We start from the raw sequence: 14,618 nt of genomic DNA on the forward strand, positions 1-14,618 counted from the left end.
ACGCGGTGGAGCTGAGTGGCCCGGTTTTGTCAGGGTGCGACTTTATGGTCGCGTCGTTCGTCGGGGGACGGGCGATGTGAAGGGGTTTGGCTTGTGTGGGCGCATAGTCCCAGCAAGGTGACCGGCCGCTGGCATCCGTTGGCCGAGCACGTTCGGTCGACATCGATGCTGGCTCGTGGGTTCGCGGATGTGTTTGGCGCGGGCGATCTTGCAGCGGCGCTGGGTTTGGTGCACGACGCTGGAAAGGCGGCGTGTGCGTGGCAGGACAAGCTGGTCAAGGTGAGTGCGACCGGCGACAGGGTGAACATCAACCACAAGAACCTGGGCGCCTTGCTGCTGCGTGACCGCGCGTTGGCGGCGGCGATGGCCGTCCTCGCGCATCACGGTGGACTTGAGTGTCCCCAGGACCTGGCCAGCTTGTCGCCTGGGCCTGGCGACGAGCAGGCGCTCGAACGGTTTTTCGACGTTGTTCCGGAAGCCCGCGCGCTGACGGATGGTCCGCCGCTGCTGCCTGAGGCGTGGGGCGAGTCGATGCTGTTGGGGGAGATGGGTATCCGGCTGGTGTTTTCGGCGTTGGTCGATGCCGATCATCTGGACACCGGTGCTCACGCGGAAGGTCTCGCACGGCCGAGGGTCGCCCCGCCTGCGGACATGGCGGAGCTGGTGCGCCGATTCGAGGCGAACAGAGCACTGTCGCTCGCTGGCCGTGAGCTGTCCGATGTGGATGGTGTGCGTGCCGCGCTGTACGACGACGTGGTGCGCAGGGCGGCAGGGCAGCCGGGTGTGTATCGGCTGCCGGCGCCGACGGGGTCGGGCAAGACCATGACGTCGGCGGGTTTCGCATTGCATCACGCGGCGCGGCATGGCAAGGCGCGGGTAATTGTTGCGGTGCCGTTCACGACGATCACTGAGCAGAACGCAGATGTGTATCGGCAGCTGCTTGGTGCGGATGTCGTGCTGGAGCACCACTCGAACGCGGAGTTGGACGACCGTCGGCTGCGGCTGGCGGCGGAGAACTGGGACGCGCCGTTCGTGGTCACGACGACGGTGCAGCTGTTCGACTCGTTGTTCGGCCGCAAGCCGGCGCGGTCGCGCAAGCTGCACCGGTTGGCGAACGCAGTGGTTGTGCTGGACGAGGTGCAGGCACTTCCGGTGCCGTTGCTTGTTCCGATCCTGGACGCGCTGCGTCTGCTGTCGCGTCACTTCGGCACGACGGTGCTGCTGGCCTCGGCAACGCAGCCGAGCTTTGAACACCTGGCGGTGTGGAAGTCGCTGGAGATCCGGCCGCTGGTCGATGATCCGATTCGGCTGTTCACGCGGCTCAGGCGGGTGCGGTACGAGTGGCAGCTCGATCCGCGGCCGACGCTGGACGACATCGCGGCACAGATCTGCGGCGAACGGCAGGCACTGGCGGTCGTCAACACCGTCGCTCACGCGCGCAGGCTGTACCGCTTGGTGGTGGATCGCCGGCCGGACGCCGAGGTGGTGCACCTGTCTACCCGGATGTGCCCTCGGCACCGGGAGCTGACGCTGAGGCGCATCCGGAAGTTGCTTGCTGACCAGGAGCCTGTGCTGGTGGTGTCCACCCAGCTGGTCGAGGCCGGCGTGGATCTGGACTTTCCCGTGGTGTTCCGCGCGTTGGCACCGGCGGAATCGTTGCAGCAGGCAGCGGGGCGAGCCAACCGCGAGGGCCGCCTTCCTGACATGGGCAGGGTGGTGGTGTTCGACGCCGTCGATGCTCCTGTGCCAGCGTTCTACCGGGCCGGGGTGGACAAGACACGCAGGTTGTTCGGTGAAGGGCGTGATCCCGATGACCCTGTGGCGCTCGCTGAGTATTACCGGCGGCTGTACACGGGTTTGAACGTCGACGACGCGCGGCGCGGTGCCGTGATCCAGGACAACCGGGCCGAGCTTGATTTCCGGGCGGTTGCCGATGGTCCGCGCATTGCCGGCGTGGGCTCGGCTCGGGATCGGTTGCTGGCGTTCCGCATGATCGACGAGGACCCGGTCACCTTGATCGTGACGACCTGGGATGAGCAGGGACGCGCCGCGGAGCTGGTGCGTGAGCTGCGTGCAGGCGAGGGACCAGCGGGTGCGTTGTTGCGGGAGCTGCGCGGATACATGGTGGCGGTGCCACGGGTTGTGGCGTCGTCTGCGCACGTGCGGGCGCTGTGCCGCCCGGTCGTGCACGGCCACGACGAACTCTCGGAATGGTGCGGCGACTACGACGCGCATGTAGGTCTGGATGAGGGCGAGATCGCTAAGGAGACGGTGTGGTGAATCCGGTGTTGCCGCGGTCGAAGTCGGGTGCGCCTCCGGTGGTGGTGCAAGTGTGGGGCGACGCCGCACTGTTCACGCGGCCGGAGTTGAAGGTCGAGCGCGTGTCCTACCCGGTGATGACACCGTCTGCCGCGATCGGGGTACTGGAGTCGATCTACTGGAAGCCACAGTTCCGGTGGCGGGTGATGGCGATCGAGGTGCTGTCGCCGATCAAGCAGTTCACCCAGCGCCGCAACGAAACCACCGACGTCGCGTCACTCGCGGACGCCGCCTCCGGCCAGCGCCGCCTGGACACCGTAGCGAACCGGGTACAGCGCAACGCGGTGTGCCTGCGCGACGTGGCCTATCGCATTCATGCCCACGTCGAGCTCGTCCCAGGGGCGGACAAACCGGAAGCCGCGTATCGCGACCAGTTCCGCCGCCGCGTCACCCGCGGCAGCTGCTTCTCCCAGCCGTACCTGGGGGTGAGGGAGTTCACCGCGTTCTTCAGTGACCCCGACGACCAACCGGTCTGGCCGCACACCGAGGAGCTCGGCGTGATGCTGCACTCGGTCGACCACTCCACCACGCCACCGTCATTTACCTGGTTTCAGGCCGCCCTCAACCAGGGTGTGCTGCATGTGCCCCAGCACGGCATCCCCGCGGGGGAGGCCTGATGCTGCTGCAGCGCCTTGTTCAGCAAGCCGCGCAGGACCCCGCGGCCAAACCCTTTCACCGACTGCTGCGATTTGACTGGGAGTTGCGCCTCAACCCTGACGGCACACTGTGCGGCGACGGCCTGGAATCTCTGCTCGCACCAGACGCCGCCGGAAAACCGCGTGGCGCCGAGCATCTCGTTCCCGCCGTGACCCGCACCGTTGGCGTGGCACCCAACCTGGCCGCCGACGACGTGCAGTACGTGCTCGGTTGGGACGACGCCGACAGCAAACCTGCACGTGTCGCGCAATGCCACACCGCGTTCGTCGAGCTGACACAGCGGTGGGCCGACAGCCCCGAAGGCCAGCACGACCAAATCGCGCAGGCCGTCGCCCGGTTCTACCGTTCCGGTCACACGGCCCGGCTGCGGCGCGAGCCCGAAGCCACCACCAAGCAGCGCGTGCTGATCACCGTCGGCACCACCCCTGCCTATCGCGCCGCCTCGGTAACCGCGTTCTGGACCGCGGAGGTCACTCGCCGCAAAGGCGGCGGACAGCGCGGGTTGTGCCTGGTGTGCGGACGCACCGGGCCGCTGCTGGACACGCTGCCCGGCAAGGTACCGGCGCGTCTCGTGCCCGGCGCTACCAACGACGCGGCCTTGGTCAGCGTCAATGAACGCGTTTTCGGTTATGACCTGACCACCCAGCTGACCTGTTCACCGATCTGCATCCCCTGCGGCGAAGGCGTGTCGGCCGGCTTGGTCCGCGTGCTCGACTCGGACAACACCACCTCCTACGGCGGCCAAGACAGTCGCCTGGCCTGGTGGATTACCGAACCGGTTGCACGCAACCCGATGAGGCTCATTCTGGATGCCGACCCCAAACAGGTCGACGCACTGATCTCCTCGGTCCACTCAGGTAAAGCCGCCCCAGGGCTGGACACCACCAAGTTGTGCGCGCTGACTGTCGGCGGCAACGTCGCACGCGTCATGGTCCGCGACTGGCTGGAAATTCCTTTGTCCACAGTGGAGCGGAACGTCGCGGCCTGGTTCGCCGACCTCGACATGGTGACACTGCATCCCGATGAACTTGTGCGGCCGCCACTGCAACGACTTGTCCGCGTCACCGGACGCTGGCAACGAATCGAGCGCCGTTACGCCTTCCTGGGCGCGAAAGGATCAGCACATCCCCACGCGGCACAACGCGACCTGCTCAACGCGGCACTGCGCAACACCTCGCCGCCGCCGTCGCTGCTGATCCACCTGCTCCATCGCGTCCGCACCGACGGACGCGTGGACACATCCCGCGCGGCGTTGCTGCGGCTGATGCTGCTGCGCTCATACCTGACCACGGAGAAACCGATGCCCGGACTGGACGAATCCAATACCGACCCCGCCTACGTCGCAGGCCGCGTGTTCGCAGCCCTAGACGCGCTGCAGCACGACGCTTTCGACGGCAAGCTCAACACCACCTACGCCAACCGCTATCTCGCCGGCGCCGTCACCAACCCACGCGCCGCCCTGCTCGCCGGCAGCAAACTCGCTGACGCCTGGCTACGCAAGTTCCGCGGCCCCCGTAAGGGAACCGGCGTCAACCACAGCCGCGAACTCACCACATTGTTCGGCCTTCTGGACCCCGCCGCCGGCATCCCGCACCGCACCACACCCGCTCAGCAGGCGCTGTTCTTGCTGGGTTACCACCACCAACGCGCCCACCGATTCGCGGTGCTACGCGACCGTGCCGCCGCACGCGCCGCCACCCCTTCGCCTTCCACCAATGCATCCGACCAGGAGATCAACGCATGACCAGCGTCCAGCCGCACCTCGACCCGACCGTTCGTCACGACATGGTGTTCCTGTTCGACGTCACCGACGGCAACCCCAACGGTGACCCGGACGCGGGTAACCGCCCTCGCACCGATGACGAAAGCGGACAGGGCCTGGTCACCGATGTCGCACTCAAGCGCAAGATCCGAGACACCCTCGCCCTGGCTGCGGCGGATAACCCTCGCTACGGCATCTTCGTCCAGGCCGGGTACGCGCTCAACCCGCGCCTGGAACAGTCCTATGCCGACAACGGACTGAAACTCGGCTCCAAGATCACCAAGGAGAACGCGGCCCAAGCGCGCGCCTGGCTGTGCGATCGCTACGTCGACATCCGCCTATTCGGTGCCGTTCTCTCCGTGGGCAAAACCCAGGCCCTGGGGCAGGTCCGTGGTCCGCTGCAGCTGAGCATGGCGCGCAGCGTCGACCCCGTCTATCCCGCCGATCACACAATCACGCGTGTCACGCAGACTAAGCAGGAAGACATCGACAAAGGCGAGACCACCGAGATGGGCGGCAAGTGGACCGTCCCCTACGGCCTGTACAAGGCCGAGCTGTACTACTCCGCTGCTCGCGGCCGCGACACCGGGGTCGACCTCACCGACCTCGACCTGCTTTACCGCACGCTCGAGATGATGTTCGACCACGACCGCTCCGCGACCCGCGGCACCCTCACCCCGCGGGGCTTGTACGTCTTCAGTCACCCCGATGCCTTCGGCGCCGCACCGGCCCACCGCCTCACCGAACGCGTCGCGATCACCCGCCGTGAACCCGTCACTGACGCCCCGCCGCGCGCCTTCACTGACTACGACATCTCGGTCAACGAAACCGATCTTCCTACCGGCGTGACCATGACCAAACTGATCGGCTAGGTGCCGGAGATGGTCGACGAGACCGCGCTGGGCCGTCGCAGCGTGCCGATCTCGGCACTGGAGCACTACGCTTACTGCCCGCGCCAGGCTGCACTGATCCATGTTGAGGCTTACTTCGATTCCAACGTCGACACCGTGCGCGGAGACCTCGCGCACGCCGCTGTCGACCGTGCCGGAGCGGGCCAGGATCGGCGCCGGTACCCGGTCTGGCGATCTCTGCCGGTGTGGAGCACCGGACTCGGTCTGCATGGCATCTGCGACGTGGTCGAGTTCGGTGAGCACGGCCCGACGCCGATCGAGCACAAGTCAGGCGCGTACCGGCCCGGCGGCCCCGCCGACCTTCAGGTCGCCGCGCAGGTGTTGTGCTTACGCGAGATGTTTGACGCCGAGGTCCCGGTCGGCATGGTGTTCTCCGGCAGGGACCGGCGCCGCCACGATGTCGTCGTGGACATCACGTTGGCCGCTCTCGTTGTGAGCACGGCCGCTGCTGTGCGGCAGCTGCTGGATCTGAGTGCGGTGCCGCAGTCTGTGCACGACACACGATGCCACCGTTGCTCGCTGCGCCCAGGATGCATCCCCGAGGCTCCAGCTCACGTGGCGCACTCGCTGTTCGAACCACGTACAGAGACCGCATGGGAGTGGGATGACTGAACTGCTGCGCACCCTGTACGTCACGACCCCAGGGACGAGTCTGCACCTGGACGGCGAAACAGTGCGCATCGTGCACCCGGACCGTCCGGGGCGGCACCTGATCCCGCTCGTGCGCATTTACCACCTCGTCGCCTGGAATGGCGTCGACGTCTCCGGCGATCTGATGCGCCCGAGAAGCGCTGGGCGTCCGCGCCCGGCGAGGATCGCAACAACCACCGCGAAATCATCTGGCGGCCACTGCCCGCGAAGCGCTGGGCGTCCGCGCCCGGCGAGGATCGCAACTCGTAGATGTCGCGCATGTCGACCAGGGGCTTGGCGAAGCGCTGGGCGTCCGCGCCCGGCGAGGATCGCAACACCTTGGCGTACGCGGTACCGGCAGGAGATGTACGAAGCGCTGGGCGTCCGCGCCCGGCGAGGATCGCAACAGGGTGGCGCCGGGGAACTGCGCGCTGATGATGGCCGAAGCGCTGGGCGTCCGCGCCCGGCGAGGATCGCAACGGGATCGAGGCCCGGCATGCGGATCTGCGGAAGGGAAGCGCTGGGCGTCCGCGCCCGGCGAGGATCGCAACACCGCCGAGAAATCCTTGCGGCGCATGGAACGCGTGTGAAGCGCTGAGCGTCCGCGCCCGGCGAGGATCGCAACTGCAAGGCGTGGTGGCGAAGGGATCGCCACGGCTGCGGAAGCGCTGGGCGTCCGCGCCCGGCGAGGATCGCAACACCGTGTACGCGCCGCAGGACCGCACAGCAACGGTCCGGAAGCGCTGGGCGTCCGCGCCCGGCGAGGATCGCAACATTGATGCCTGGCCGACACCGAACCACACGGCAGAGTCGAAGCGCTGGGCGTCCGCGCCCGGCGAGGATCGCAACAACCCCGACGGCTACAGCGGCCGCCAGCCGTGCGGAAGCGCTGGGCGTCCGCGCCCGGCGAGGATCGCAACTACTCCCAGCCGGACGGCGACGGGCAGGGTACGGCCGGAAGCGCTGGGCGTCCGCGCCTGGCGAGGATCGCAACCTTGAGTCGGTCGATGCGTGCGTACACGATCAGGTGAAGCGCTGGGTGTCCGCGCCCGGCGAGGATCGCAACCAGGCCGCGCTGCGCACCCGCAAACCCGGCAACGAAGCGCTGGGCGTCCGCACCCGGCAAGGATCGCAACCTGTCGAGGATGACTATCTCCTTGATCCGTTCTCGAAGCCTTGGGCGTCCGTGCCCAGAGCTTCGACGTTTCGGTTCCTCCGGCGACATCGATCAGGTGCGGCGGCTGTGAGGCGCAGTGGGTCTATCAGGTTCGAAGTTGCCTCTGTTGCACGGACTACTGGTGGCGGGTGTTCGGCACCGCGAGTCGGGTAGAACCTATCCACTGCGGTCCAGCCGAAGGAAGATTGGCTGCCAGCCGCAGGGCCCCCACCGATGGTCCGCGTCCGCGAGGATGAACTGCTTGGCAACATCGCGGACTTTCTTGGGCACCAGGCCTTCGGGCCGTATTGCAGGCGGCAGCTGGAAGACAGAAGGAACGGGCCGAAGCCAAGCAGAAGGAACGGGAAGAGAAGATCGCGGCTCTCAGCCCAGCCTGAGTCAGGACAAGGGCCCTGTTCGGTCAACCTGATCCAAGCTCTCACGGTATCCATGGCTCGGCCGGGCTGTTTCGGTCAGGCTCGCATGACCGACCGCACGGGCTGCGGGAGCGACACACGCAACTCCTGGGCTGCGGCCCGTGCTGAGTCGAGCAGGCTCTGCCGGAGAGGTTCCGGCATCGTTCCGTTTCCTAGACCGGAGTCGTTCAGCAGATTGGTGAGTGCTGCACGCTGCTCATCGGTTGCCTGGGCCTGCGGGTCGTTGTGCCGCAGTACCTCCCGAGCGGCGTACCCGTCTCCGGACTCGATGACTTCGTCGGCTACCTGTGCGAGTACCTGGCTGGCCGTCTCGGAGTCGACTGCGCCGGCGAGAGTGGTCACGGAGAGCCCGAGTTGGGCGCGGAAGACGGCGTAACCGGGCATCGGCTGGTGTTCGACGAACCGCGTGATCATCGCGGTGACGTCACACGGCCTCGATGGGCTGTCCGGGTCGGCGCACATCACTTTCAGGCAGGAGGCGACCAGGAGTTCCCACGGCTGCTGTGGGGTGCTCTCAGCCAGTGCCGCTCGTGCTCCCGGCAGGTCTCCGTTGACGCAGCGCGCCACGATGGTGGCCTGGCGGCCCTCCATGAGGTGCAAGCCGATTCCGCGGTGGGCATCGGCATGGAGGACCGCGTCGTCCCATCGTCCGGCGAGCGCCAAGGCCCGGATGCCGTCCCCGACGAGATGAAGCCACGCCCATTCGTGCAGCTTGTGGCGTTCGGCGCGGCTGCCGGCGAGGTCGGTCAGCGGCAGTGTGCGTCCCTCGACGACCAGGTCGGTGCTGGACCGGACGGCCTGGAATATCTCGGTGAGCAGCTGCAGCGCCTGGTCGCCGTCACGAGCTCGGAGCTGGAGCCGAGCCAGGTTGAGGACGGGTTCGAGCATGTAGCGGGCGTGGAGCACGGTTAGTGGGCGGGTGGCGGTGCAGTAGAGGTCGATGTGTTGCCAGCACAGCTGGCGGGCTAGGTCCGGCAGACCGCAGTCGCTGGCGATCAGTGCAGCCTTGTTCAGGGCGTGCGCGCCTTCGGCCAGCCGGTCGGCGCCGTCGTGCCCGGCGGCGTGGGCGCTATCGGCGATCTGCTGGACTCGCTCGGGCAAGGACGGGCAGGAGGGCCGCGGACGGCCCAGCAGCGGGAAGCGGCGGACCACAGCGGCCAGCGTGGAGTTCGGCGTCACGGTCATGGTCAGCTCCTGGGAAGCAGGGCGGTGGCCGCCGCGCGGGCGAGAATGCCCTGGCTGGTGGCCGAGAGGCCGAACCGGTTCCAGTGGAAGATCACCACGTGGGTGAGGATGGCCCGCAGACCGCGGTCCAGGCGTCCGTTCCCAGCGTCGTGACCGAGCTGTTCGCCGGCGGTGCGCAGCGCGGCGAGCCACGGCGCGGCGTGCCCGACCGGCCCGCCCGGCGTGAACAGCTCGCTCTCGGCCAGGTTGGGGATCGACAGGAGTACGCGCACGTTTTCGGCCAACTTGCCGATGCGTGCCGTGTCGGTTTCGGCAGGTGCGGGACGCAGCCGGGCGACCCGTTCGAACACGTCGCCGCACTCGAAGGTGTCGAGCCGGGCAGCGCGCATCAGCCCGCTCAGGAGCAGGATGGACAGTTCCCGGCGGCCGAGGCCGGGGGTGTCCTGGCGCAGGTAGTCGAGCACGCCCGCGCTGTCGGCGCAGAACAGGTCGTGCACGGTGCCCATGCCGGCTGTGCCGCCGAAGGCGGCGGTCTCCGGCTCGTACACCGTCGGCCACCAGCGCTCGATGACGCCGGTGCCGGTCAGCTCGTCGAGCACACCGTCCACTGCCGCGGTGTCCGCATGCGACAGCCGCAGTCGCCAGCAGGGGTGTTTGCGCAGGAACCACCATCCGGCCACCGCACCGGCGGCGCGAAGCCGGTCCAAGGCAGGTCCGAGCGCCGTGGCGCCGGCCACCTCGGCGGCCGACCAGTCGGTGAATTGGACACGTACCTGGTACCAGGAGCCTTCGGCCTGTCGTTCCAGCGCAGTGAGCCCGGCAACCTGGTAGGTGCGGACGGCGTCGTCGAGGTCGTCCGGATCCAGGGCGTGGCGGGTCGCGACGGTGCCTGGGTCGGTACCGGCGAGAACCGCCAGCACGGCGGCGGCGAGATCAGCGGGCGCTGTGGTTCGGTTGGTGCTCAGGTGATCAGCAGGCATGCGTCCCATCCCGTGTGAGGCGGCGTGCCGCGCCGTGCGGTCTCGAGCGCCAGTTCCACTCCGGCGCGTCCGGTCAGCAGCCCGGCCGCGTCCACCTGGTTGTTGTCCTCCTCGCCGAGCGGCCGCGCGTGTTGGGCGAGTCGATCGGCCAGCGCAGGGAGCCGATGGGCGATTGAGGGGCCACAGGTGTTAAGGGAGGCGCGGTAGGCGGTCTGGTAGATCCCGGCGATGCCGTGGCACAGGCCCGGCTCGGTGATCCGGTCGAGCTGGGTGTCGGTCAGGCTCGCGGCAAGCGCGTCCTCTGCGGTGTGCTGGCGTTGCGGGTCGTCGGTGGCCAGTGCGGCCAGCTGCAGGGCGCGGGCGATGCCGACCGTCCCGTAACACCAGGAGGAACGACCTGGTCGAGTGTGGGCCGGGTGGCCCGCGCGCAGCTCTTCTCGGGTGATCCACTGAGGCCACCACGGGCCGTCCGTTCCGTCCTGCCTCCACCGCTCGAACCACTCTGTGAGCACGGAGATCGCCTCGCGCTGACCGTCGACTACACGACCGTGCACGGCGGCCAGGGCGAGGAAGGACAACAATCCGGCCGCGCCATGGGCCATGCCGAAGTTCGCATGCCCGCCGGGGGTCGGCATGATCTTGTCCGGGTCGTGCGCCACCCACCAGCCGGGCAGTGCGACGCCGTTCTCGTGGCGCGGCCGGGTCGCCAGCGTGACCACGTACCGCAGAATCCCGGTCAGCTCGTCGCTGTCGGGGTGGTGGCGCAGCAGCAGCGCGCCGATACCGGTGAGCCCGTAGAACAGGTCGTACTCGGCGAACGCGGCAGGCTCCTCGCGGTCGATCCGCGCGGCGGCGTTGGACAGGCGCCGACGGGTCAGGCGAAGCACGTGCTCGTCCATCGTCTGGCTGGCCGCGCGGTAGCGGGGATGGCGGTCAGCGACGGCCTGCAGCAGGAGTGCCACTGCGGGCGCCCCGTAGTACAGGCCGGCGTGTTCGGCGGCGTCGACCGGCCCGGCCACGACCCGGCGGATGTGGTCCTGCGCGGTTGTCCAAGTGCCGCAACCGGTCCAGGCGCGCTCGACGTGCATTAGCGCGGTCCCGGCCGCGCCATTGGCCAGGGACTGGCCGGCCACCTCGGCGAGAGTCAACGTCACCTCGCCGCGCTCTGGGCTTGGATTCGTGCCGGGCGTCACCGGGCACCGCCCAGGGCGAGCAGGCGCAGCACGACCGCGCGGGCGAGGCGTCCTGTCTCCTTCTCGAATGTCGGGTCGACGCCGACGGCGCGGATGTGGTGTTCGTGCAGCAGCGTGCGCAGCACCACGTCCGGCTCTCGCCCCTGCTCAATGAGCACATCGCGATAGGTGCTCAGGGCTGTGTCACGAGCACACCAGGCGGCGGCGACCGCGTCACCACCCGGTTGCCCGCGAACACCGCGGTACTGCTGATCAGGGTCGGCGACGACGAGAGCGTGATTGCGCAGCGCCCGGTCCAGCGGTCCGTGTTCCTGCCGCAGGCATTCCAGCAGCGTCCGGTACCCGGTCGGCGGGTCGGGCGCGAAGGACGCGGCCAGGTGCGCCATCGACGCCGCGGCCAGGGCCTGGGCGGGAATTCCAGACTCCTGCGCCGCTGCGAGCTGGGCGATGGCTGCTGTGGTGTCAGTGGCGAACACGTGCTCGGCCGCCGCTAGCGCGTCGCCGTCGCCGTAGCGGGCGGGGTGCTGTGGGGACGGTGCGAGGGTGAGCTGTCCGGGAAGTCCGCGGGAGTCCAGGTCCGCCGCGAACGCGGCGAGCCGGGCGGCGATGGCTCCGTAGTGCTGCGGGCCGGTCAGGCGCAGGAACACGGCGAGGTGCTGATCGGTCTCGGGCCGGATCATGTCGCGGTGCCGCCGAATCCACCACGACCCGAGCGGACGGTCCGGATCACGCAAGTCGTGCAGTTCGGCGACGAACCGGGGCAGGTGCCCGGTGAGGATCTCGTCGAACCGCGCCGGGTTGCCCGCAAGTTGCGCGTGGACGACAGCGGAGTGACCAGGCTGGAGTGCGGCACCGGGTGCCGCTGTGGCGGGCAGAGGCCGTGCGGGCGGGATGATCGCGGTCATCGGGATCAACAGCTCCGCCGGGCGCCCAATCCAGCCTTGCTCGCCGGGCGGGCCATCCTCATGCAGTTCGACCCGGCCGGCTCGTTGCAGCCGGGCGCGCAGCAGGACACGGTCGAGCTCCTGGTCGAGGTCCAGCGGCAGGCGCAGCTCCCCGTGGACCAGCACGACCCGTGCAGGTACCCGCGACCGCTGACACCACGCACGCAACACCTCTTGCTCGTCGTGAGCTCCGGGCCGCACGGCGAGGTCTGCGGCGGCGAGGATCCAGCGGGCGGCGCAGAGCACCGTGCGCCGGTAGCGGATACGCGGCACGTAGGGCAGGACACGGGCGGCGCCGAGATCGAATCCGCGGAACACCGCGCTGCGGGCGTCGGCGACCTCGGCGAGGAACCGTGCCAGCGGCGGGCTTTGCGCAGCGGTGTCCAAGGCGTGCGGAATCCGGGGGATCACCCGCCGGCCGGTGGAGACCTGCACCAGGTACATCTGCTCGGCGTCGGCGGTGACCGCCAGGTCGTCCGCTCCGACGACGGTGAGGTCTGGGCGCGTCGGGTCACGGTGCTCGGACAGCGAGACGATGTCGCCGAGCAGCGGCGGCACCTGCACCACGTTCTGGTTGTGAGGGCGGCGCGGCGGAAAGGACAACTGCACTGCCACCACGTCCGCGGGTTCTGCGGCGTAGGTCGCTGCCAGCCGGGCTTGGTCGGCCTGGTCAAGCAGGTGGGCGAACCGTCCGGCCATGCTGGTGTACGCACGTGGCGAGGCGGTGACCCGCAGCCCGAACTCGCCTCGGTCGATCGCCGCAGTCGACGCGGCGTGCACCTCGACGCCAAGTTCGATCCGTTGGGGCGGCACGACGTCGGCGTGCTCCCCGACAGTCAGTGCCTCGATGTCGGTGTCGGTCAGCTCGATCTCCCGCGCCCCGGTCACAGTGGCCTGCTGGATCAACGCCAGGAGGGCTGCGTCGCGGTCGGTCAGCACCCGCCATGCTGGCCGGGCGCGTGGCGCGCCGAGGTAGCCGGCGGGATAGCCGAGGCCGGAGTCGGCAACCAGGTCGCGCACCGGCACCAGCGCACCGGGACCGTAGCGGGCGCGGAACCGGGCGTGATAGTCCAGCCATGTGGCCGTTCCGAAGGGTTGCGTGGTGGTCCGCAGCAACACGGTGGCGGCACGCGCTGCCTCGTCGAGCACCCGCTCGGGAACGGTGATCGTCGCGTCGACGCACACGTCGGTGGCCAGCGCATGGCTGGTTCCGGGGACCAGGGCGGTGATCCGGGCGGTGACCGCCGTCCGGATTTCCCTTGCCTGGTCAGGGTCGCTGGCGTGGTTGTGCCGGGCGAGGTCGGCGCCAATCGCGTCGAGATCGCGCAGGTGGCCAGCGACGTCATCGACGGTATCCGCTCCGGCCGCCCGCAGGGCGCCGGCCAGGTGGGACAAGGCGTCGCCGCTGGTCATCGGAGGCCGCAGGCTCGTGATCAGCACACCGGCGTCGACCAGGCCGTTCAGCAGTGCGTCGACTTTGTCTGGGGACGCGGAGGGGAACGCGGCGGCCATCTGGTCGGCCAGCGTGTCGAAGCGAATCGGCGAACCGGCCGCGGCCAGAACGAACCGCACAGGCCGGGTGAGCCGCACCGAGGACTCCCGTAGCGGCCCTGGAGTGGAGGCGCCGACCTCAGCCCGCCGGTGCACGATCACGCGCCCATCGCGCAGCATCCTTGCGTCGTCCACCACGACCGTCAGCCGTGAGCGCAGGCCGGGGTGCTGTTCGAGCCGGTTGATCAGCGTGGTCAGCCACTCGCCGTCCACCCGCGTCACGGCCCGGTGCCGTGTGCCGACGTCGGCCTTCGCGGAGCCGACACCGGCGGGCCCGACTCCGGCGAACAGGCCGAACGGCGTGGCCCGTCGCTGCCAGCGCAGCATGTAGGACGCCACAGACAGCACGGCGCGGCGAAGTTCCTTCGCAGTGGTGACGGTGGTGCTGTCGCCCAGGATTTGGTCGAGGCGAGCGCCGAGGACGGGGCTGGCCTGCACCAGTGCGTCGCGCACCTCCGGGCGTGCCCACAATTTTGCCAGCCACGCACGGCCTTCCTGCTCGACCGAGTCCGGGTCGGCCAGGTGCAGATGCGGAGGCGGGTCGAGATCACCGGGATCGGTGGTAACGCGGGCCAGGACAAGGCCTGCGTGCTGATAGCGCGGGGACACGGTCATCGCGTGTGGCTCCTCACCCGGTGGTCACTGGCAGTGCCTGCCGTCGGCGCCCCAGACAGGCTCGGGCACCGACGACAGGCGGGTTGTGGATCAGAACGGGTCGTTGGAGCCGGAGGCGCACGCGCTGGTGTTGCAGGTATCACCGCACCCGTCGCTCGTCTCGCACATCATGATCACGAGCTTGGTGTTGGACTCCACCACGCGCATATCCAGTTCGAAATCCGCGTCGTCAACGGTGTCCAGGGTCTCCGTGGGCGTGGCCAGTGCAGCTGACATAC

Annotated in this window: 10 protein-coding genes and 1 CRISPR repeat array; of the genes, 5 read left to right on the top strand and 5 right to left on the bottom strand. The window is 68.8% G+C overall.

Going from position 1 to position 14,618, the window contains the following annotated elements; genetic code table 11:
* Positions 1-117 precede the first annotated feature (117 nt).
* Genes cas3 through cas4 form a run of 5 tightly spaced genes read left to right on the top strand, consistent with a single transcriptional unit; the run spans position 118 to position 6,261 of the window.
* Positions 118-2,280 carry a CRISPR-associated helicase Cas3' gene (gene cas3, locus ACIA8G_RS34970; RefSeq protein WP_396423010.1) on the top strand — a complete coding sequence of 721 codons (2,163 nt, stop codon included), beginning with the start codon at positions 118-120 and terminating at the stop codon, positions 2,278-2,280.
* Positions 2,277-2,936 (top strand): type I-C CRISPR-associated protein Cas5c, encoded by a 660-nt coding sequence (gene cas5c, locus ACIA8G_RS34975; protein ID WP_396423011.1) that lies wholly within the window; start codon positions 2,277-2,279, stop codon positions 2,934-2,936. The genes cas3 and cas5c overlap by 4 nt, the downstream gene beginning before the upstream one ends.
* Positions 2,936-4,720, top strand: a complete 1,785-nt coding sequence (gene cas8c / locus ACIA8G_RS34980) for a type I-C CRISPR-associated protein Cas8c/Csd1 (protein ID WP_396423012.1) — start codon at positions 2,936-2,938, stop codon at positions 4,718-4,720. The genes cas5c and cas8c overlap by 1 nt, the downstream gene beginning before the upstream one ends.
* A complete protein-coding gene (cas7c, locus tag ACIA8G_RS34985; protein ID WP_396423013.1) occupies positions 4,717-5,610 on the top strand; it encodes a type I-C CRISPR-associated protein Cas7/Csd2 in 894 nt (297 codons plus the stop codon). Before cas8c ends, cas7c begins: the two co-directional genes overlap by 4 nt.
* Before the next feature lie 9 nt (positions 5,611-5,619).
* Complete coding sequence (gene cas4, locus ACIA8G_RS34990; RefSeq protein ID WP_396423014.1) at positions 5,620-6,261, top strand: CRISPR-associated protein Cas4; 642 nt, start codon at positions 5,620-5,622, stop codon at positions 6,259-6,261.
* Positions 6,262-6,434: 173 nt separating this feature from the next.
* Positions 6,435-7,415: direct repeats of the CRISPR family, unit length 37 nt; unit sequence GAAGCGCTGGGCGTCCGCGCCCGGCGAGGATCGCAAC.
* A gap of 493 nt (positions 7,416-7,908) precedes the next feature.
* On the opposite strand, the gene ACIA8G_RS34995 is transcribed toward cas4, so the two are convergent.
* The 5 genes from ACIA8G_RS34995 to fxlA all read right to left on the bottom strand — a co-directional run bounded on the left by ACIA8G_RS34995 (position 7,909) and on the right by fxlA (position 14,616).
* On the bottom strand, positions 7,909-9,057 hold the full coding sequence (locus ACIA8G_RS34995; protein ID WP_396423015.1) for a hypothetical protein: 1,149 nt from the start codon (positions 9,055-9,057) through the stop codon (positions 7,909-7,911).
* Positions 9,058-9,059: 2 nt separating this feature from the next.
* Positions 9,060-10,037: a thiopeptide-type bacteriocin biosynthesis protein gene (locus ACIA8G_RS35000; protein ID WP_396423016.1), complete on the bottom strand. Its 978-nt coding sequence runs from the start codon at positions 10,035-10,037 to the stop codon at positions 9,060-9,062.
* Positions 10,019-11,185, bottom strand: coding sequence for a lanthionine synthetase C family protein (locus tag ACIA8G_RS35005; protein ID WP_396423017.1), 1,167 nt, complete (start codon positions 11,183-11,185; stop codon positions 10,019-10,021). Before ACIA8G_RS35005 ends, ACIA8G_RS35000 begins: the two co-directional genes overlap by 19 nt.
* 41 nt (positions 11,186-11,226) lie before the next feature.
* On the bottom strand, positions 11,227-14,340 hold the full coding sequence (locus ACIA8G_RS35010; protein ID WP_396423018.1) for a lantibiotic dehydratase: 3,114 nt from the start codon (positions 14,338-14,340) through the stop codon (positions 11,227-11,229).
* A 90-nt stretch (positions 14,341-14,430) separates the two neighbouring features.
* Complete coding sequence (fxlA, locus tag ACIA8G_RS35015) at positions 14,431-14,616, bottom strand: FxLD family lanthipeptide (RefSeq protein WP_396423019.1); 186 nt, start codon at positions 14,614-14,616, stop codon at positions 14,431-14,433.
* Positions 14,617-14,618: the final 2 nt, after the last annotated feature.

The sequence above is a fragment of the Lentzea sp. NPDC051213 genome, assembly GCF_044455585.1.
Taxonomy (GTDB): domain Bacteria; phylum Actinomycetota; class Actinomycetes; order Mycobacteriales; family Pseudonocardiaceae; genus Lentzea.

What these genes read in the sequence shown, in the direction of transcription:
- cas8c (WP_396423012.1), top strand. Translation starts at nt 2,936, where the DNA reads ATGCTGCTGCAGCGCCTTGTTCAGCAAGCCGCGCAGGACCCCGCGGCC.
- cas7c (WP_396423013.1), top strand. Translation starts at nt 4,717, where the DNA reads ATGACCAGCGTCCAGCCGCACCTCGACCCGACCGTTCGTCACGACATG.
- cas4 (WP_396423014.1), top strand. Translation starts at nt 5,620, where the DNA reads ATGGTCGACGAGACCGCGCTGGGCCGTCGCAGCGTGCCGATCTCGGCA.
- ACIA8G_RS34995 (WP_396423015.1), bottom strand. Translation starts at nt 9,057, where the DNA reads ATGACCGTGACGCCGAACTCCACGCTGGCCGCTGTGGTCCGCCGCTTC.
- ACIA8G_RS35000 (WP_396423016.1), bottom strand. Translation starts at nt 10,037, where the DNA reads ATGCCTGCTGATCACCTGAGCACCAACCGAACCACAGCGCCCGCTGAT.
- ACIA8G_RS35010 (WP_396423018.1), bottom strand. Translation starts at nt 14,340, where the DNA reads ATGACCGTGTCCCCGCGCTATCAGCACGCAGGCCTTGTCCTGGCCCGC.
- fxlA (WP_396423019.1), bottom strand. Translation starts at nt 14,616, where the DNA reads ATGTCAGCTGCACTGGCCACGCCCACGGAGACCCTGGACACCGTTGAC.